Origin of the sequence: Vulcanisaeta souniana JCM 11219, from assembly GCF_026000775.1 — an archaeon.
Lineage (GTDB): Archaea > Thermoproteota > Thermoprotei > Thermoproteales > Thermocladiaceae > Vulcanisaeta > Vulcanisaeta souniana.
Genome location: NZ_AP026830.1, coordinates 1,412,773 through 1,430,769, shown reverse-complemented (window position 1 = coordinate 1,430,769; position 17,997 = coordinate 1,412,773). Strand labels below are relative to the sequence as shown.

Genomic DNA, 17,997 nt, shown 5'->3' with positions numbered 1-17,997 from the left:
GAATAAAAATAATTTAAAATTATTAATTTTGAACCTTGAATTACACACCTAGTCTATGAACTTTGTTGGTACATTCCTTGTGGTGTTCGCGAGCTTCACCGCAGCTGATGAATACTGCATTAGAGTTAGGAAGCTACCCTTCTTAACCTTTATCTTCCTTGAGAGTAATGAGGAGACTGCATCAGCCTTACCCAGGATTAGGTCCTTCCATAGTGAGTACGTAGCCTCTAGCACGAAGTCCGCATCCACCTTACCAATCTTTATATTCCCTGGTAGCTTTATCTCCGTCGGTAGATTAATCGGTAAGTCAATGTAGAACTCGCTGCCCTGGCATGTTCCATTCCTGAGCACGAGCTTTATTGCGCCGGAGTCGACCTTGACCCCGAGGTCCTTTGGTTTGGGTAATCCGAGAATTTCTGATAGCTTATCAACGACGTTTTCCGGAATGTTCATCGCCACGAAGGCTACGTCCCACCTCCAGTCCTTGGCGGCCTCCCTGTACTCCTGGTTCTCATTCAACGCCTTACAAAATGCCTCAGCCCACTGGGGACTTGGATATATAAAGCCCTCGCTTGACATACATAATAAATACATACCTTCAGCATTAAAGATTTATTAATATAAATGCTATATATTATTAATAATGAACTAATATATAGTATATAGTAATTACGTTTAAAATATCTATACATAAGTAGAATTAATGAGTTTTGTGGATCTCGATAGGACGAACGACGAGGACGAATTAATGAGAAAAAACATACGTAGGTTGGCTGAGGAGGTCCTTAGGCCATTATCCATAAAGTTAGACAAAATGAAACCCAGGGATCGCGTTGCCCCCGGCTCGCCATTATTTGACGCAATTAGGGAACTAAAGAGAATGGGACTGCACAGAATCCATTTACCCAGGGAGAACGGAGGCCTTGGTCTAACTAATTTGCAGAGGTACATGGTTGATGAGGAGCTTGGTTGGGGTAGTCTGGGGTTTGCAACACTCATTGGTGTCGATGCAATACCACTAACAATAACCGCATTATTTGGCTCGGAGGGAATTAGGGATGAAATTGTTAAGCCCTGGATTGAGGATACCGAGGGTAAGTACATTGGTTGTTGGGGGGTCACCGAGCCCGAGCATGGCAGTGACTACATACTTGCCTTTAGGGATGAGGACGTGGAGTCCTTCGGCATGGGTAACGTGATTATCGAGCACGATGGCGATGAATGGGTCATAAACGGACAGAAGTCTGCCTGGGTATCAGCAGCGCCAGTGTGCACCCACATGGGCCTCCATGCGCAGTTAAGGGATGGCAAGAGCCTTAGGGATGGCGCATTCGTTATAGTGCCTCTCAACCTGAAGGGCGTTAGGAAGGGTGAGCCAGTTGACATGCTTGGCAATAGGGAATGCCCACAGGGACCGGTGTTCTTCGATAACGTGCGTGTGCCTGACGACTACGTAATTGCCCAGCCACCGTTTTACGAGTTATTCTCGGATCAATTACTTAATTTAACTAGTGTTAACATGGGCGCGTTCTCTGTGGGTCTCGCCAGGGCAGCCTTTGAGGAGGCCCTAAAGTACGCGAGGAGTAGGATACAGGGTGGTAAGCCATTGATTGAGCATAAGAACATTAAGTTGAAGATTTATGAAATGTTTGAGAGGGTGGAGGCTGCTAGGTACTACGTTAGGAAGGCCATGGACTTCGTTTACACGAAGTTCTTTGTGGACCAATCCTTCACCACACCACCCAGGTACGCCAGGGCCGCCCAGGTGTATGCCAAGAAGATTGCCTTTGAGGTTGCTCATGATGCTTTACAGATATTTGGCGCCTATGGACTCAGTGGAGAATTCATTATTGAGAAGTTGTTTAGGGATGCTAGGGCGTTGCTCATTGAGGATGGCACGGTGGAGGCACTGAGCCTTGATGCTGCTGATGATATTGCCCGAAATTATGGTTTATAAATAGTATAGATAGTAATAATGCTTAAATTTATATAGATATATTTCAAATATATGGTTCTAAAGGGCGGCGATAAGGGGTTTGGAATACCGTTAAATGCACCCTTATACCCATCATCAACTACGGCGACTAGGATCGATTATAGCAGGGTTAAGGTGGCCATGGCGCTTACGAATATTGAACCGAGGTCCGTGGAACCATTACTGCCAGAGGGTGTTGACTTGGCCTTTGAGATGGCTGCCTTCTGGGTTGGTGATTACGGGATATCGACGGTTGGGGTCTACAGGGAGGTATTGATAGCGCTGCCCGTGAGGACTGAGGGCATTGAACTTGCCTATTACATACCATACATCTACGTAACTAACGACGCGGCCATGGCAGCGGGTAGGGAGTTGGCAGGTGCACCTAAGAAGCTTGGTGACATTAGGTTTGTGATTAATGATTATGGATTAGTGATAGGTACGTTAGATAGGGGTGGTGAATTAATGAGGATCGAGATCGCAATAAGTAATAGACTAGGCCTTGAGCAGTTGGATACCTTCAAGGCGTTAATGCCTAGGAAAGATAACACCGTTACATTACCCCTACTCTCAATAAGGACACTACCACCACTGCCTGACGGCACGCCCGGCATCGCCCAATTAATACAGTGGTATGCAAAGTTCACCTTCATGCCAAGGGAGAACCCACAGATATGGAGTGGCGAGACCAGGGTTAAACTAGGAGGTACGCCTTTCGACCCACTTGATGATATTAAGGTAAATGGGGTAATCGCAGGTTTCTATATTGAGGGTGATATGGAATTAGGGATCATCAGGAGCATCAGGGAGTGGAAGCTTACCTGGAAATAATTAAATATATAGTATATAAAAATTATATTAATTAGAATATAGCATATAAATTACAAAAGCTTTTAACTATTTTCAAATAATCAATATTAAGACTATGCATAGAAAAAGCATCAAAATCTTTGTTCTTGGAATAATATTAACAGCACTCCTCACGTATATTGCGCTATTAACAACACAACTAAGAAATGAACACGTAATAGGCCAGAAGAACTTGGCAGCTGGAGGCGACCCAATAATATACATAAACTCACCCGTGGTTAAGGCCTCAGGTTTTATATCGTTCACCGCAGGTAATTATGATGGTATACCCGTCGTGATTTACAAGGCTGGAAGCCTTTACATGCCCTCCGGGCAGGTTATAATAGGCATAGGCCCCAGCTACAACATAACACTTACCATGAGCTCCGCTGAAATAAGCGACGCTACGATATACGCGGCCAACATAACCGCAACGGCCTACGTAATAATACCAATTACCATAACGATAACCCCACAGAACGTTTACCTACTATCAATCCTCTCAACAATAGCCTCAGAATTACTACCACTCTATAACGTGAAGATCTATGCATATTACATAAATTCAACGTCCATCTCGTACTCCTCGATTAACGTATACACTGGATAAATGTAAATTTTTTAACAAAGAATAGACCGTTTTAATGCCTTATTTTACAAAGATTTAATTCATAATGAAGGATATATATCATATTTATGAGGTAGATTTTTAAATTTTAATCAAAGCAATTCAATTTGTATGAACTGGAAACTAACGGTGATAGGCCTGGGGTTTGTAATAGCACTGCTCGTGGCAGCCTCAGTATTTGGCATCTCCACTGATGCAGGTATACCTGGTCCTGTAACAATTTATTACCCAACAGCCACGTTAAATGGAGTCACGATGTACGGCTGGATTTACTCAACATCAACGGCGCCCGATCAATATGCCCCCGTAATAGCCCAGAGCATTGGCTCAATAAATGCACCTCAGGGTCAAACCATTAGCAAGTCGGTAACCGTCTCGCTACCCAACCTGTTTATGCCAAATTGCCCAAGCTCGACAGTAAAAATAACAGCGTCACTGAGCATGAGCACCGCAAGCCTAAATAATATACTTGTGTATGCGTCGGGTATTACAACCACCTCAGGTTCTCTTAGCAATGTTCTAATAGTATCCTCTGGCTTACCATATGTTGTTAACCAGACAATTGGTAGTGCTACAATGAATGGGTTGACCGTTAATGCGTATTATGTTAGTGTTGGTAGTATGTCATACAGTAATTTGGATGTAACCGTTACTCCAGCACTAATTACCTGCAACACCGCTGGGGTGTCAACAAGTAATATTGTACCTGGGTCCTAGTGAATAAATTATAAAAGTATAATTGCTTAAAATAATTTTCCTTCTATTCTTATAGTAATTATATTTATCTAAAAAGACTATATATAGATTAACCTTTTAAAGAAATTCCCCAGTTAATTACTGTGGATCTCTTTACAAAGTTTGGTTTTATCCTGATAAACCTATGGAAACGTAAGGCGCTCGTCTTGCCAACACTCCTTGGATTAAATTTACTTTCCTGGGTTTATTTTTGGATCAAACCCTCGTTACTTGGTTTCTCATTGATTGTTCTTACCCTGGCCCTCTTCCTCACGGTTATCTTCATAGGGGTGATCCCGGTGGCTATTATTGAGGAGAATAATTATAGGGTTGATGTTGTCAGAAGTATGGGGCTTAATTCATTCATCTCTATTATTGTAATTTATGTCCTGTTTATTTACGTCAGTTTGATGCTAATGGCTGTTATTAAACCGCCACCACTCCTCATAGTGATGATGGCACTCCTCTTTGCGCTACCCCTGACGCCCTTCGTGGTGATTGCAGTGTTGGTGCCGCCTCTCGTGGGTTACTTCATGAAGCAGAAATGGCGATCGCTCAGGAGCAGAATACCCTTCTGGGGCATTTACCTGGGTTTATTATCGGCATTGATCCTATTGCTACTACCCGTAATGTATTTCAGGGTGCTTTTCGTCAGTATGTCACTGGTGGACTCCTTCATACTTGGTGGCGTGGTAACCATACTCTCCCTAATACCGTTGTTCTACCCCAAACCCATGGTTTGCAGAGTGCTGGGGCTTGTGATGATCTTCCTGGGCATATTGATGTGGTTAATAGTTGCTGGTGGCTTGACATGGGGTTCCGTGCTTTCAATAATAAGCGGTGGGTATCTGTATGATTGGAAGCCGCAGGGTAAGTGAATTAAATATAACACGTTGTTTATGTATATAAATAAGTATTGCCAGTGTTTAAATAATAATGCGTAAACAACAATATTGTGTTAATCAATATGTATGGTTTGAAATTGACCATAATAATCACCGTGGCGGTTGCACTAACCCTGGCGCTACTTGGTCTCTTTATATACGGTGTATACCAGGGCAATCTACTGGTTTCCTCAGCACCGCAGTGCCAAGCACTACCTGCCTCTCAATTGAGTACCAGAACCCCCATTAAGCACGTGATCATAATATTCCTGGAGAACCATAGCTTCGACAATTTCTTCGGTGCATATCCAACCAACGGTACGCTTAATAACTCATTAGTTAACCAACTAGTGGTTCCCAATAACCTACTTACCCTGGGTGAAGTACCTGCTTATCTAAGCCCCGTATCTGTAGGTACCTACTACACGAAGAATCCGAATGAAGGGTATATACCATATCATACTGATTGGGATTACGGGAAAATGGACGGCTGGGTAAGTGGTTCAGGCCCGCAGTCACTTTATTACTACACAGTCGCCCAGGTGGCGCCCCTTTGGGACCTGGCTGAGGAGTATGGGCTTGCCGATAATTACTTCACGCCATACCTCTCAGAAAGCGCGCCGAACCACCTCTTCCTATACGCGGCGTATACACCAGTTATTGATGATTATGGGCCACCACCATACATACCGGTCCAGGAGAACATATTCGCTGAACTATGCCAGTACCAAGTGAGTTGGGGTTACTACGTGGATCCCAGGGAACCCACGTACCTCCTCGACATTAAGTACTTCTACGGCATTAATAAGTACTCATCGCATTTACAGACATGGAGTGACTTCATTAGTGAGATCATGAACGGTTCGTTACCAGCAGTTTCATGGGTTATGCCAAACCCAGTAAACGACATGGGCGCGCCGGGCAACATACTATATGGTGAGGCTTGGCTTCTTTACATAATTAATACGGTTGAGGAGAGCCCAATATGGAATTCAACGGTCATTTTCATAACCTGGGATGAATTCGGTGGTTACTACGACCACGTACCACCACCGATAGTAAACGGCGAGCCACTGGGCGTCAGGGTCCCGTTAATAGTCATATCACCCTACGCCAAGGAGGATTATGTATCACATACCCTACTCACGCATGCCTCATTGATAGCCTTCATTGATTATAACTGGGAATTACCTGCCCTGAACAAGTACGTGCTAAATAGCAACATACCCCTCGACTTCTTCTACTTCAACATGAGCAGGGAGCCAATAATATTTAGTGAATCGGAGGGGTTCCCGTTAATAGGTAATGTGTACTCATTACCCAACGCATCCAACTATAGGGATTTATCAAACCTATTCCCATTAACACCGCAGATACCGCTTAATGAGCTTCCATACTCAAGGTATGGCCTTAATAATATAACGCTCGCTGAATTAGGATCACCGATATACGTAAATGGGGACTCTGCGTATGTACCAGTGATTTATACACCATTATTCCTATGGCTAATCATGGCCCTAATCATAGACTTAACAACAGTGTCATTACTACCCATAGGCAGGGAGACGCTTAGGACATTACCCGTGAAGACGCTTAGCGTTATTAATGGTTCCGTGGTTACGGCATCAATGATTGGACTAATAACCCTGACAACAGGCTTCCTTAATTACTTGGGCAACACTGGCGAGGCGCCACCGTTACTTCTGGGATATTTACTGGGGTTAGTATTGTTCTCAATAATTGGATTGGTGCTGATGCGAATTAAGTATGGCCTGCATGCATCGATAACCCTTTCGATAATCATCCCAGTACTTCTGTACGTACTTATTTATGTTCAAGCCATTCAATCCTTCTTAATGAGCAACGAGCCCTTACTGATTTACGGATTGCTATCCACAGCGCCAGTAATGCTAATTACATTATTAACGCTTAGGGCATATGTAAGTAATAATACCTGGGCCGTGGGCTTGGGCTATGCGGCTTCAGTGGGGCTCCTTTCCTACATAGTAATGCTAATGATCGCCTCCATGTACATAAGGCTATACCAGCCAGGGTTATCGACATTGTTACTACCCACGGAATTAATAGGCCTCCTACTGACCGTTGCTTGGTTCGTAATAATCATAAAAGGGACAGGGGGTGTTGGTAAATGAACTATGACGTAGCAGTAATGGGTTCCGGCGTTGTTGGATTATTCATAGCCTATGAACTGGCGCATTACAGGGTTAGGGTTATTGTTATTGATAGGGAGGCTGAGCCTGGTTTCGGTGTCTCAAGGGGCCATGCCGGCGTCATCCATGTTGTTCAGCCACCATTCAATTCACTAAGGAGTAGGTTGGCCGTTGAGGGTAATAGGCTATACGATGACGTTGCCAGGAGACTCCATGTAAAGGTCAGGAGGTTAAGCACATTACTGGTGGCTAGGAACCCAGGTCAATTAATTGCGCTACCCGCCGTGTGGTTAATCCTTAATCGCGTGTACGGTAGGCGTGGATTTAGGGTTAGGATCCTTGGACCGCGGGGATTACGAAGGCTTGAACCCAATGTTAATGGCCTGGGCGCAATTGAGGTCGAGGGCTACGGAGTCATAAACTCCTTCGAATTAGTATCGCAGTTATACAACTTCTGCAGGTTGAATGGTGTTGACTTCGCCCTAGGTACTGAGGTCAAGGACGCCAAGGTACTGGGTGACGGCGCGATCATCATCACGAGTAGTGGTGAGTATAGGGCCAGGTTCGTCATTAATGCAGCTGGGCTTTACTCAGCGGACATTGCCAGGTTATTTGGTGATGAGTATAGGCTTGAGTTCGGTAAGGGCGTAATGCTTGTGTTCTGGGGTGAACAGACCAAGAGTATTGTGACACCGCTTCAGTTAATACCGAACCCTAAGACGAAGGGTGGCGCCATAATACCCACGGCGTTCGGCACCACAATATGGGGGCCAAGCCTGTCAATAGGCAGTAGGGATGACAGGTCAGTCAATGAGGGGGACATCGATGTCCTGTATAGGAAGTTCAGTGGCTTATTGAGGGACAGGAAGTTCACACCAATAAGGGCCTATGCCGGAGTCAGGCCAATACCTGAGGGCGATGATTTCATAATAACTCATAGTAAGGTAAGTAAACGTATTGTACACGTAATCGGCATTGAATCACCTGGACTCACCGCAGCACCCGCAATAGCCAGGAGAGTCATTGACATGCTCAGGAACGCCGGTGCGGAGTTGATACCTAAAGATGATGTTAGGGAGGTGGAGCCCATGGTGATGATGAAGAACGTAATTGGGTCCGGCGGAGCCATTAAGGGCGATCAGGGTGAGGTTATTTGCCCATGCATGGGGGTTACCAGGACCGATATTCGTGAGGCAATAAGGCACGGTGCCAGGACACTAGACGGTATTGCCTTCAGGACCGGCTTAGGCATGGGTATTTGCCAGGGCATGTGCCTTGGCAGGGCGATTAAGGTTATCTCTGAGGAGTTGGGGATTGACCCAAGGGAATTAACCAAATCGGGTGGTAATTCATGGCTGGTTACACGATAATTGGTGCTGGTTTGTCCGGGCTTTCGCTGGCAATGGAACTACTTAAGTTCGGCATTCATGCCGAGATCATTGAGTATAGGGACTACGCTGGTGGCATTCATGCATTAATCCCTGGGGTTAGGAGTATGATCAATGATGCGTTGGGCAAGGTTAATGTTCAATTAGCCACAACAGCCATTAGGGGCGGTGATACCGTATATCTGGCCTGGAGAAACGGTTACAGGAGGCTTAATGATTATGCAATTGTTGCCACGGGATTCAGGGTAATGACAATGCCTGAATTGGGCATTTACGGTGAGAGACCTGCCGGTATTTACCCGCATCATGCGGTATTAGATATGTTGCATTACGACTTATTACCTGGCAGAAGCGTGGTGATCTATGGGTATAATCCATACGCCCTGTCATTGGCTAGGGAGTTAATAATGCACGGTGCTACCGCCATCATCGTGTCACCAACGGAACTGAATAATGGGGCTGTGGGTGATGACGTTAAGGTAATTATTGGTAGGGTTAGGTACGTTAGGGGCCTGGGCAGGGTTGAGAGGGTCCTGGTGAATAATGAGTGGGTTGTTGCGGATACACTGGTGATATCCATGTTCAAGCCATTTAATCCATTCCCTGATCTCAGGGCTGTTGGTCAATCGGTCATTGAGACCTATGACCCACAAATCATCATTGAGAGTAGTAAAATAATGGCTGGCGAACTCGTGGGTAGGTCCGGTGAGTTCATGGTTATAGAGAGCGACTTACCTATCTACCCGGGTAATAGGGTTAGTAGGGATGTGCGTAGGGTAATCATTCCCTGCAGGGGATGTAGGGTCATGGTTAATGATAGGGAGTACGTAATTAACGGTGACGCCTCCGTTATTGAACTGCCGGATACGGAGAGGGTCATTATTAGGAGGGTGATTTCATGAGTCTTGGTGTAGTTGATGTGGGGACCACTAACATTAAGCTCATAATATACGACAATGAACTTAACCAGGGGTATTCCGAAACCATAAATGTGCCGATGCTATTTCCAGGTAATTACTACGTTGAGCAGGACGCCAATGCGCTTAGATCAGCCTTCAGGCATCTGGTGAATACGGCTAGAGATAAGGGCGTTAAGTACCTTGGGATCTCCACCTATAGGGCGTCGATCATTGCCTGGGACAAGTCAGGTAATCCCCTCATTAACATAATCACGTGGTTAGACAGGAGGGGTTTAGAGGTAGTTAATGGGTTTCCATGCTCACTCATGAGGCGTTTACCACTATTGAGCAGTATACTAATACCAACGTCACCCGTCACCCAAATACTTTGGTTATTAAGGCATAGGCAGGACTTAATTGAACGTGTTAGAAAGGGGGAGGCGTTCATTGGTACGTTGAGTTCATACCTGGCGTATCTCGTTAGTAATAGGTATGTTAATGATGCTGGTAATGAGGCATTGACAGGCCTTTGGCATCCAGGTAATTTAAGGAGGATCGACCTAGTTTATGATGTTCTGAAGATACCTAGGGAGGTAGGCCCTGAGGTTGTTGATAATGTTCATGAATTCGGCGAAGCCAATGGCATGATGATTGGTGTTTTAATCGCCGATCAACAGGCTGCAATGGTTGGCGAGGGTTGTCTAAGTGTCGGCTGTGGTAAGATTACGAATGGCACGGGCTCCTTCGTGGATGCAGTTATTGATAGATTCAGGCTTGCTGGTGACGGCTTATTACCGCTCCTCATACTTAAGTACGGGGGTGACGTATTTTATGGAGTTGAGGGCTTCCTACCAGCAACTGGGTCAGTAATTGATTGGTTAGTTAAGCTTGGGTTATTGGGCTCGCCGCAGGAGTTGGATGGCTTAACCGGCGTGGATACTCACGGTATAATTATTGTGCCGGCATTAGCAGGTATTAATGTACCGCCTAGGCCATGTGCGAGGGGTTTAATTGACGGTTTAACGCTTGGCATAACTAGGGAGACTTTCGTGAGGGCGGTCATTGAGGGTATTGTTCAATTAATAGGCATTATATTTGATAGGATTAGGGATTATTCCAGGGTAGATGTTGTTAGGGTTGATGGTGGGTTATCAAGGAGCATTTTGTTCCTTAGGTTATTGGCTACGGCACTGGATACTACCATTGAGAGGCAGAGGGATACGGAGACGACGGCTAGGGGGGTTGCGGCTTTACTGAAGGTGTTTAGGGGTGATTGGTCACTAAATGATATTGTTAAGGGTGTTCACGTCAATGTGGAGCTACGCATTAAACCTGGCGAGGAGAGGCTATCGTTAAATAAGGATGCTGTTAGGAGGATTGTTGAGGGGATGAAATGCAGGGCGTAATTAACAGGTTAATTAACGCGTTGGGTAGTGGCAAGGTAATAACAAGCGACGAGGTACTGGGGAGGTATTCCAGGGATTTTTGGCCGTTGTTGATAATGCGTGAGCAGGTGCTTAATGAGGAATTACAGAAGCCCCTGGCTGTCATCATCCCCGAGAGCGTAGATGACATTTCATTAACCCTTAGGGTAATCAATGAAAGCGGTGATGCAGTACCCGTGGTCGTTTATGGAGGTGGCTCAAGCGTCACGGGTGCATCCTACGGGGCTGGATCAATAATCATAGACATGACTAGGCTGAATAGGATAATAGACATTAACACCTATGATTCGCTGGTAACCGTTGAGGCAGGCGCTAAATTGAGGGACGTCGAGAATAAACTAAACGGGGTGGGTTACAGCCTCAGGCATATTCCGCAGTCGTTCAATTACGCGACGATTGGCGGCTTAATAGCGACAATGAGCTCGGGTCAGTATAGTACGTTATACGGTAATATAGAGGACATGGTAATAAACATGGAGGTCGTCCTACCCAACGGCAACATTACCTGGCTAAGGAACAATAATGCTCCCCGGGCATCCACAGGCCCGTCACTGAAGTACCTATTCATAGGCTCGGAGGGTATGCTAGGCGTAATCACAAAGGCTGTGCTTAGGATTGTGTCATTACCAACATCCACAATATACGGCGCATACTCATTTAAAACCCTTGAGCAGGGCGTGGAGGCCCTTAGGGAATTAATGATTAAGAGGATAATTCCTGTCATTGCCAGGTTATATGATGGTAATGAGGCAGCGCTTAGGTTTAGTGCTAACGAACCATTACTGATAATTAGCTTTGAGGGTTATTATGACGATTTAGTGCAATCACTGTGGAGGAGGGCTGATGAGATTATTAGGAGCCATGGTGGAGAATACGTGGGGAGTAGGTACTTCGAGGATTGGTTAAGGACTAGGTTTAATGTTGAGGAGGAGATAGAGATGGTTAAGAAGTACGGTCTGTGGTTTGACACAATAGAGATCTCAACCACCTGGTCCAAGATTAATCAATTGTATAGGGACTTCAGGGAATCCCTGCTTAAGGTTAATGGTGTTGTGGGTGTCATGGCCCACATATCACACCTCTACATCAATGGCGCGTGCATATACTTCACAGTACTATTCAAGCCGGGTGTAAATACCTACTGGGAGTTATGGAGTAGGGCCATGGAGGTTACATTAAGGAATGGCGGATCCATAAGTCATCACCATGGCGTTGGTATTGTGAGGTCTAGATGGTTAGGTCATGAACTTGGCAACGCACTTAACATATTGCGAATAATAAAGGCTGCATTGGATAGTAAGGGAGTATTGAATACAAAGAGCAACATGTTCTTTACCGGCTCAATGGGATCTCGGTAGTAAAACTTAAAATGATTTAGTAAATTATATAGTAGTATGGAGAAGGTTAAGGTTACTAGGCATTACCAGATCACGATACCCGCTGGTATTAGGGAGAGACTTGGGATTAAGGAAGGTAATGTATTAATTGTTTATGTTGAGGACGATAAGATCGTATTTAGGAAGTTATCAGATAATAGAAAGAGACTTACATTTGGTAGGAAGTTAACGCTTGAGGACATTGAAGCTGGTATTGAAAGAGGCGTATTAAATAATGGAAGCGATAATTGATACCAATGTCATAATTTTCGACTTATTCACTGATTCTGAATCCCCATAATGAGGCTAGCGTGCTTATGAATTCGTTAGAAAATGGCTTATACCACCTATTGTTATCCATGAGCTTATTTGGCTTTTTAGAGGGCATGGGTTTGAGGATCGCATTGATTACGCAATACAATACATAATCAATGATAAGGCTGAAATACCCTGTGAATGTGGTGATAAAGTACTAATGCAATTAATTTAATGCGTACAGTGGGCATTAAGAATTACAATGACATGGTAATACTGGCACATGCGCTTGCTGAAAATAGGCCATTTGCTACCTTCAATACTAAACTAGCCAGGGTAGTTAAGAAAGTGGGTATTGCTACATTACCCAAATGAACTTTTTATTTTAATTTTTAGTATCAATTCTTAAACATCGATCTCGAGAAATCCATCCTGAGTAACCCTAACCTTATACGTTGGTAATGGCGCCTTCACATCGGCATACTCACACTTCACATCAGGCCTAACCTGCGGTTTCTCGATCATCTCGCCGGTCCTAACATCATACTTAGCCAAATGCGCTGGGCACGTGGCTACGTAACCATTGGTGTCAGTTAATAATGCACAGCCCATGTGGGCGCATATTGCGAGCATTCCGTAGTAATTATCGCCGTACTTAACCACGAGTATTGGCTTATTATCGACCCAGGTAATCACGGAGTTCCTCCTTTCAAAGACCTTAACCAGTATGGATACTCTCTTCCACATGACAAGACCCAGGGCATAGGCACTAATTAATTAAGTTTGTTGCACAGTGGCTATCCAAAATAACTAGTTAGGGGCGTTCACATGAGGATTATGGGAATACCCAATCCCTTAACCGTATTAGTTCGCTCCTTATCACTCGTTAATAGGATTCTTCTCCTCAATGCCTGGGCTATGTATATGGAGTCATACGTGGTAATGCCAGCACGTACTGCGATTGTAAAGGCATAACGCATATACCGCCCCTCAGGTTCCGGCATTGCCTCCTCCTGTCGAAGCTCAGTAATCCGCTTAATGATGAAATTCCTAATCCCCTCACTCCAAATTAATGGTGCTGGAGTACCTGTCCATGGTCTCCTTCAGCTCCACCGCACATCAGTAATACAAAATTAAGCTTCTTACTTCATTAACATCCTGGCTGGGTGTAATTCCCTCCTGGGTAGGTCTAAGACTAATCCGAATATCCCTAGCATGGTTGTACCGAGAAAGTTCTCATCCTCCGTATCACCAAGCACGGGTCTCTCGCCATAGCCCCTTAACTCATTCACAGTCCCCCGGGTCCCACCGCTTAATTACTGCGCAGTTAGTAAGGACAAACTCCGTCTCCCTCCATGGGCTTAATCCCAAGGTGCTCCTGAACGTCTCTCCTTAAACCGTGTACATGGCCCCTGGATCAACAAGTTGGTTTGACTGGTACGGGTTCATCCCCGTGCTCATACATGGCATTAATATGGATCAAGTCCATGAGCCACCTAGGCGGTACTTAGTTATATACCTTGATCACCTTGTACCAATTATCTCTCTCGGCAGGTATTAACCCTAGGCCCTTGATTAAATCAATTACCGCATCCCTAGTCAGTACGGGCATCTTAAGCCCTGTGGCTGGTATAACCCTCTCCTCATAGAGTGTGCCGCCGAAGTCATTGGCGCCGAACTTAAGGGCCAGCTGCGCAACCTCTAACCCATTCGTCAACCAACTTGACTGTATGTTGGGCAATTCATTCTTAAAGACTAATCGGGCCACGGCAACGACCCTCAAAAGCGTAGCCGAGGTCAGTGGGTACGGGACATCCCTAGTCAACTCGCTATTGCCCGGTTCAAAGTTCCAGGCGGTGAATGATAGGAATCCGTGGGTCCTCCTCTGAAGCTCAATTATCCTGTATAGGTGCTCAGCCCAGTCGCTCATTGTCTCCACGTGGCCATACATCATGGTTGCGTTGCTCATTATGCCCATTTTATGGGCGGTCTCCATTATGTTGAGCCAGGTGTCTGTGTCTATCTTGTGTGGCGCAATGACCTTCCTCACCCTATCAACCAGTATCTCGCCACCTCCTCCAGCCAGTGTGTCCATGCCGGCGCCCCTGAGCCTGTCGAGAACCTCGCCATAACTCATCCTGTGCTTCCTGGCCAGGTAATCAACCTCTATTGGGCTCAATCCGTGAATGGCCACGTGAGGAAGTTTAGCCTTCAAGGCCTTGAATAATTCCTCGTAATACTCAATACTAAGTTCAGGGTTTATTCCTCCCTGAATCAGTACCTGCTTAATGCCGAGTCTGTTGTTCATGTTCATGATTCTGCGTATGGCCTCCTCAACACTCAACGTATAGGCCTCGGGATGGTTGGGCGGTCTATAGAAGGCGCAGAACCTGCAGGCTATTGTGCACACATTTGTGTAGTTAAGGATCATGTTTGGTATGAAGGTGATGACGTTACCGAAGTACTTCCTTGTTAAATACTCGGCTGCGGCGCCGAGTTCCCAGAGGTCAGCTCTGAATAATTCTTCAATGTCGCGTGGGCTTAATCGATCCTCGTAAATCGCCCTCTCCACAATAGGGCCCCAGGCCTGGGGCATATCGTTACTGTCTCCCTGTGATTATTTAAACTATTGCCTATTTGGCAAATAGCAATCAATACTTAAAAAGCGGCGCGGGGCTCAATGCACCATTATGTGTACAATAGATGATGTACGTAATGCGATCCTCAATGGCATTACCAAGGCCGATGCGGAGGAGTTAATGAGGGAGTGTGATTTCAAGGTCCTAGCCCAGGTGGCGAATGAGTTAACACGGAAGGTAACCGGCAACACGGCCACTGTGGTTAATAACGTAGTAATTAACTACTCAAACGTCTGTGTGGCGCAATGCCCAATATGCGCCTTCTACAGGCCCAAGGGCCACCCGGAGGCCTACGTTAGAACTCCTGATGAGATAACAAAGGGCGTGCTGGAGGCCAGGGCGCGTTTCGGTGTTACTGAGCTACACATAAATGGTGGTTTCAACCCAGACCTAGGCATTGAGTACTTTGAGGATGTTTTCAGGTCTGTGAAGAAGGCGGCTCCTGAGGTGGTTATTAAGGGGCCCACGGCTGCGGAAATAGACTTCTATGCCAGGGTCTGGAGGATGAGTACGAGGGAAGTCCTTGAGAGGTTCAGGACTGCTGGGCTGGACACCCTTAGCGGTGGTGGCGCAGAGATACTGAATGAGGAGGTTAGGAGGTTGATAACACCCTATAAATTCAACGCCGAGACTTGGCTTAGGGTTCAGGAGGAGGCCCACGGGGTTGGGCTCATGACTAATGCCACGATGCTTTATGGGCATGTAGAGAGGCCAAGCCACATCATTGAGCACGTCTTTGCAATTAGGGAGGTTCAGGAAAGGACTCACGGTATCCTAATGTTCATACCGATAAAGTTTGTTCCCTGGAACACTAGGCTGTTTAGGGATGGGTCAGTCAAGGGGCCTGCCCCTACGGAGTATGACGTGAAGGTCACGGCGATCTCCAGGTTAATACTTGGGGACTCAATAAGGAGAATAGGCGCCTACTGGATCTCCACTGGAAAGAGGTTGGCGTCCACATTACTAATGGCTGGGGCTAATGACCTTGTGGGTACCATGGTTAATGAACAGGTACTTAGGCAGGCAGGTTCCGGGGAATCAGTAACACTCGGTGAATTAGCCCACATAGCCCATGAGGCGGGCCTTAGGTTGTTCCTAAGGGACACATTCCACAGGGTAATAACCGAGGTGTTCATCAAAGCGCCTGACCAGTTTAGGTGATAAATAATGAGTATTGTCAGGCTGAGGTATGCCCACTCGGACCCGCTGTTCTACCACTCGGGGCTTAACCCAATATGGGCCAGTAATAATGAGTCGATAAAACTACTTCTAGAGGGTAGGGCCAGCGTAGGCTTCACGCCATTGACCTACACTGCACAAAACTGCGACTTACTTTATGTGGTTCCTAGGTTTGCGATATTCAGCGATGGGCCCGTGATATCGGCAAGGCTGTTCAGGGGTTCGGGAACTGGTTACGCCGCTGTTAGCGACACAAGCGTTAATGCCATGGCCCTGAAGAAACTACTGGGTATAAATTTCGAGGTAGTCGATGATCCATACACAGCACTGAAAAGGTTTGGCGCCGTGTTGGTTATTGGAGATGACGCATTGAGGATGGTTGACGCTGGTTATCAACACGTGGCTGATGTTGGCGAATTATGGAGGGAGAGGGTTGGTTTGCCCCTGGTTTATGCGGTGATGGTTGTAACCAGGAATTACAGGGAGCAGGACTTAGATCGAGTGATTAACGGTATCGAGGATTCACTTACTGCATTTGAGAAAGACCCGGGTTCCGTAATTCAGTATACGGCAAATAGGCTTGGTGTATCCAGGGAGTTGATTAGGCAGTACTTCAGTGCCATTAGGTATAGGGTTGATGATAGGGTTATTTCGGGTATTAATGAGGAACTTAGGTTATTCAACATAAACAATTGCCTGCGGTACCTAACTATTAATTGAGTCCTTCATGGTAAAACTTAATACCATTGAATGCCTTGACACCTTAATGGAGTTACTGACTGGACACAGTCCCGACCCAGACGATGCCTTCATGTTCTACGCCCTAAAGAAGGGCTTGGTGAAGGCGCCATTTACCATTAGGGAGTTCCTGGTGGATATTGAGACACTGAATAAGTTGGCCATTCACGGTAGGATCGATATCACGGCAGTGAGCACCCACGCCATGGCCTACATAGGCAGCAAATACTTCATACTAAGGGTTGGTGCATCAATGGGACTTAGGTACGGTCCGGTGGTGGTGGGCAATACCACGAAGCCCGAATTAGTGGCTGTACCTGGCACCTACACCACGGCGACACTACTGGTTAGGCTGGCAATGCCTAACGCCAAAACCGTGGAAATACCCTTCGATAAAATAATGGATGCCGTAAGGGCAGGGGCTGTTGACGCCGGTGCCCTAATACACGAGGGTCAAATAACCTATGAGAGATATGGGCTCAGGAAAATAATTGACCTAGGTGAGTGGTGGTACGAGGAAACAAAATTACCAACACCCCTGGGGCTAGACGTTGTTAGGGTGTCCCTGGGCATTGACATGGCTAGGGCGGTCAAGGAAGCATTACTGGAATCCCTTAGGTATGCAATGGGTCATAAGGATGAGGCCTTGAGGCATGCCGCGGAGTTCTCAAGGGGATTGAGCATCAATGATACTGATAGATTCGTCAGGATGTACGTCAATGAATACACGGTAGACATGGGCGCCGATGGCGAGAAATCAATCAGGGTTTTACTTGAAATGGGGCGAGAAAGGGGATTATTACCCGAGCATCAATTAGTTTTTATTTAGGGTAAGG

General features: G+C 46.0%; 20 protein-coding genes. 15 read left to right on the top strand and 5 right to left on the bottom strand.

Features of this window, described 5'->3' with window-relative positions; translation table 11 throughout:
* Positions 1 to 48: 48 nt before the first annotated feature.
* Complete coding sequence (locus tag Vsou_RS07755) at positions 49 to 579, bottom strand: SCP2 sterol-binding domain-containing protein (RefSeq protein WP_229709772.1); 531 nt, start codon at positions 577 to 579, stop codon at positions 49 to 51.
* A 124-nt stretch (positions 580 to 703) separates the two neighbouring features.
* On the opposite strand from Vsou_RS07755, the gene Vsou_RS07750 reads away from it, so the two are divergent.
* The 12 genes from Vsou_RS07750 (at position 704) to Vsou_RS07695 (ending at position 12,980) form a co-directional block, all read left to right on the top strand.
* Positions 704 to 1,957, top strand: coding sequence for an acyl-CoA dehydrogenase family protein (locus tag Vsou_RS07750; RefSeq protein WP_188603004.1), 1,254 nt, complete (start codon positions 704 to 706; stop codon positions 1,955 to 1,957).
* Positions 1,958 to 2,008: 51 nt separating this feature from the next.
* Positions 2,009 to 2,806 (top strand): acetoacetate decarboxylase family protein, encoded by a 798-nt coding sequence (locus tag Vsou_RS07745; protein WP_188603003.1) that lies wholly within the window; start codon positions 2,009 to 2,011, stop codon positions 2,804 to 2,806.
* A gap of 94 nt (positions 2,807 to 2,900) precedes the next feature.
* Complete coding sequence (locus tag Vsou_RS07740; RefSeq protein ID WP_188603002.1) at positions 2,901 to 3,434, top strand: hypothetical protein; 534 nt, start codon at positions 2,901 to 2,903, stop codon at positions 3,432 to 3,434.
* Positions 3,435 to 3,563: 129 nt separating this feature from the next.
* A complete protein-coding gene (locus Vsou_RS07735; protein WP_188603001.1) occupies positions 3,564 to 4,169 on the top strand; it encodes a hypothetical protein in 606 nt (201 codons plus the stop codon).
* 122 nt (positions 4,170 to 4,291) lie between these two features.
* Positions 4,292 to 5,065 carry a DUF6114 domain-containing protein gene (locus tag Vsou_RS07730; RefSeq protein ID WP_188603000.1) on the top strand — a complete coding sequence of 258 codons (774 nt, stop codon included), beginning with the start codon at positions 4,292 to 4,294 and terminating at the stop codon, positions 5,063 to 5,065.
* Positions 5,066 to 5,142: 77 nt separating this feature from the next.
* The gene (locus tag Vsou_RS07725) at positions 5,143 to 7,224 is read left to right on the top strand and encodes an alkaline phosphatase family protein (RefSeq protein WP_188602999.1); all 2,082 of its coding nucleotides are present in this window, start codon (positions 5,143 to 5,145) and stop codon (positions 7,222 to 7,224) included.
* On the top strand, positions 7,221 to 8,612 hold the full coding sequence (locus Vsou_RS07720) for an NAD(P)/FAD-dependent oxidoreductase (protein WP_188602998.1): 1,392 nt from the start codon (positions 7,221 to 7,223) through the stop codon (positions 8,610 to 8,612). The genes Vsou_RS07725 and Vsou_RS07720 overlap by 4 nt, the downstream gene beginning before the upstream one ends.
* Positions 8,594 to 9,532 (top strand): NAD(P)/FAD-dependent oxidoreductase, encoded by a 939-nt coding sequence (locus Vsou_RS07715; protein ID WP_188602997.1) that lies wholly within the window; start codon positions 8,594 to 8,596, stop codon positions 9,530 to 9,532. Before Vsou_RS07720 ends, Vsou_RS07715 begins: the two co-directional genes overlap by 19 nt.
* Positions 9,529 to 10,935: an FGGY family carbohydrate kinase gene (locus Vsou_RS07710; protein WP_188602996.1), complete on the top strand. Its 1,407-nt coding sequence runs from the start codon at positions 9,529 to 9,531 to the stop codon at positions 10,933 to 10,935. Before Vsou_RS07715 ends, Vsou_RS07710 begins: the two co-directional genes overlap by 4 nt.
* A complete protein-coding gene (locus Vsou_RS07705; RefSeq protein ID WP_188602995.1) occupies positions 10,923 to 12,332 on the top strand; it encodes an FAD-binding oxidoreductase in 1,410 nt (469 codons plus the stop codon). Before Vsou_RS07710 ends, Vsou_RS07705 begins: the two co-directional genes overlap by 13 nt.
* Positions 12,333 to 12,368: 36 nt before the next feature.
* Positions 12,369 to 12,602 carry an AbrB/MazE/SpoVT family DNA-binding domain-containing protein gene (locus Vsou_RS07700; RefSeq protein WP_054843841.1) on the top strand — a complete coding sequence of 78 codons (234 nt, stop codon included), beginning with the start codon at positions 12,369 to 12,371 and terminating at the stop codon, positions 12,600 to 12,602.
* A gap of 228 nt (positions 12,603 to 12,830) precedes the next feature.
* A complete protein-coding gene (locus Vsou_RS07695; RefSeq protein WP_373286823.1) occupies positions 12,831 to 12,980 on the top strand; it encodes a PIN domain-containing protein in 150 nt (49 codons plus the stop codon).
* A 30-nt stretch (positions 12,981 to 13,010) separates the two neighbouring features.
* On the opposite strand, the gene Vsou_RS07690 is transcribed toward Vsou_RS07695, so the two are convergent.
* From Vsou_RS07690 to mqnC, 4 genes are all read right to left on the bottom strand, one after another.
* Positions 13,011 to 13,352, bottom strand: coding sequence for a Rieske (2Fe-2S) protein (locus Vsou_RS07690; RefSeq protein WP_054843842.1), 342 nt, complete (start codon positions 13,350 to 13,352; stop codon positions 13,011 to 13,013).
* Positions 13,353 to 13,429: 77 nt separating this feature from the next.
* Complete coding sequence (locus Vsou_RS07685; RefSeq protein ID WP_188602994.1) at positions 13,430 to 13,585, bottom strand: PIN domain-containing protein; 156 nt, start codon at positions 13,583 to 13,585, stop codon at positions 13,430 to 13,432.
* Between the two features lie 162 nt (positions 13,586 to 13,747).
* Entirely contained in the window at positions 13,748 to 13,897 is a 150-nt protein-coding gene (locus Vsou_RS07680; protein ID WP_188602993.1) for a hypothetical protein, read from the bottom strand.
* 215 nt (positions 13,898 to 14,112) lie between these two features.
* Positions 14,113 to 15,201, bottom strand: coding sequence for a cyclic dehypoxanthinyl futalosine synthase (gene mqnC / locus Vsou_RS07675; protein ID WP_188602992.1), 1,089 nt, complete (start codon positions 15,199 to 15,201; stop codon positions 14,113 to 14,115).
* A gap of 94 nt (positions 15,202 to 15,295) precedes the next feature.
* Here mqnC and Vsou_RS07670 point away from each other — a divergent pair, with 94 nt between their 5' ends.
* Genes Vsou_RS07670 through Vsou_RS07660 form a run of 3 tightly spaced genes read left to right on the top strand, consistent with a single transcriptional unit; the run spans position 15,296 to position 17,990 of the window.
* Complete coding sequence (locus Vsou_RS07670) at positions 15,296 to 16,405, top strand: CofH family radical SAM protein (RefSeq protein ID WP_188602991.1); 1,110 nt, start codon at positions 15,296 to 15,298, stop codon at positions 16,403 to 16,405.
* 6 nt (positions 16,406 to 16,411) lie between these two features.
* Positions 16,412 to 17,143 carry an MqnA/MqnD/SBP family protein gene (locus tag Vsou_RS07665; RefSeq protein WP_188602990.1) on the top strand — a complete coding sequence of 244 codons (732 nt, stop codon included), beginning with the start codon at positions 16,412 to 16,414 and terminating at the stop codon, positions 17,141 to 17,143.
* A gap of 46 nt (positions 17,144 to 17,189) precedes the next feature.
* Positions 17,190 to 17,990 carry a menaquinone biosynthesis family protein gene (locus Vsou_RS07660; protein ID WP_188602989.1) on the top strand — a complete coding sequence of 267 codons (801 nt, stop codon included), beginning with the start codon at positions 17,190 to 17,192 and terminating at the stop codon, positions 17,988 to 17,990.
* Positions 17,991 to 17,997: the final 7 nt, after the last annotated feature.

What these genes read in the sequence shown, in the direction of transcription:
- Vsou_RS07715 (WP_188602997.1), top strand. Translation starts at nt 8,594, where the DNA reads ATGGCTGGTTACACGATAATTGGTGCTGGTTTGTCCGGGCTTTCGCTG.
- Vsou_RS07745 (WP_188603003.1), top strand. Translation starts at nt 2,009, where the DNA reads ATGGTTCTAAAGGGCGGCGATAAGGGGTTTGGAATACCGTTAAATGCA.
- Vsou_RS07660 (WP_188602989.1), top strand. Translation starts at nt 17,190, where the DNA reads ATGGAGTTACTGACTGGACACAGTCCCGACCCAGACGATGCCTTCATG.
- Vsou_RS07670 (WP_188602991.1), top strand. Translation starts at nt 15,296, where the DNA reads ATGTGTACAATAGATGATGTACGTAATGCGATCCTCAATGGCATTACC.
- Vsou_RS07700 (WP_054843841.1), top strand. Translation starts at nt 12,369, where the DNA reads ATGGAGAAGGTTAAGGTTACTAGGCATTACCAGATCACGATACCCGCT.
- Vsou_RS07755 (WP_229709772.1), bottom strand. Translation starts at nt 579, where the DNA reads ATGTCAAGCGAGGGCTTTATATATCCAAGTCCCCAGTGGGCTGAGGCA.
- Vsou_RS07665 (WP_188602990.1), top strand. Translation starts at nt 16,412, where the DNA reads ATGAGTATTGTCAGGCTGAGGTATGCCCACTCGGACCCGCTGTTCTAC.
- Vsou_RS07690 (WP_054843842.1), bottom strand. Translation starts at nt 13,352, where the DNA reads ATGTGGAAGAGAGTATCCATACTGGTTAAGGTCTTTGAAAGGAGGAAC.
- Vsou_RS07710 (WP_188602996.1), top strand. Translation starts at nt 9,529, where the DNA reads ATGAGTCTTGGTGTAGTTGATGTGGGGACCACTAACATTAAGCTCATA.
- mqnC (WP_188602992.1), bottom strand. Translation starts at nt 15,201, where the DNA reads ATGCCCCAGGCCTGGGGCCCTATTGTGGAGAGGGCGATTTACGAGGAT.
- Vsou_RS07685 (WP_188602994.1), bottom strand. Translation starts at nt 13,585, where the DNA reads ATGCGTTATGCCTTTACAATCGCAGTACGTGCTGGCATTACCACGTAT.
- Vsou_RS07740 (WP_188603002.1), top strand. Translation starts at nt 2,901, where the DNA reads ATGCATAGAAAAAGCATCAAAATCTTTGTTCTTGGAATAATATTAACA.
- Vsou_RS07750 (WP_188603004.1), top strand. Translation starts at nt 704, where the DNA reads ATGAGTTTTGTGGATCTCGATAGGACGAACGACGAGGACGAATTAATG.
- Vsou_RS07720 (WP_188602998.1), top strand. Translation starts at nt 7,221, where the DNA reads ATGAACTATGACGTAGCAGTAATGGGTTCCGGCGTTGTTGGATTATTC.
- Vsou_RS07705 (WP_188602995.1), top strand. Translation starts at nt 10,923, where the DNA reads ATGCAGGGCGTAATTAACAGGTTAATTAACGCGTTGGGTAGTGGCAAG.
- Vsou_RS07735 (WP_188603001.1), top strand. Translation starts at nt 3,564, where the DNA reads ATGAACTGGAAACTAACGGTGATAGGCCTGGGGTTTGTAATAGCACTG.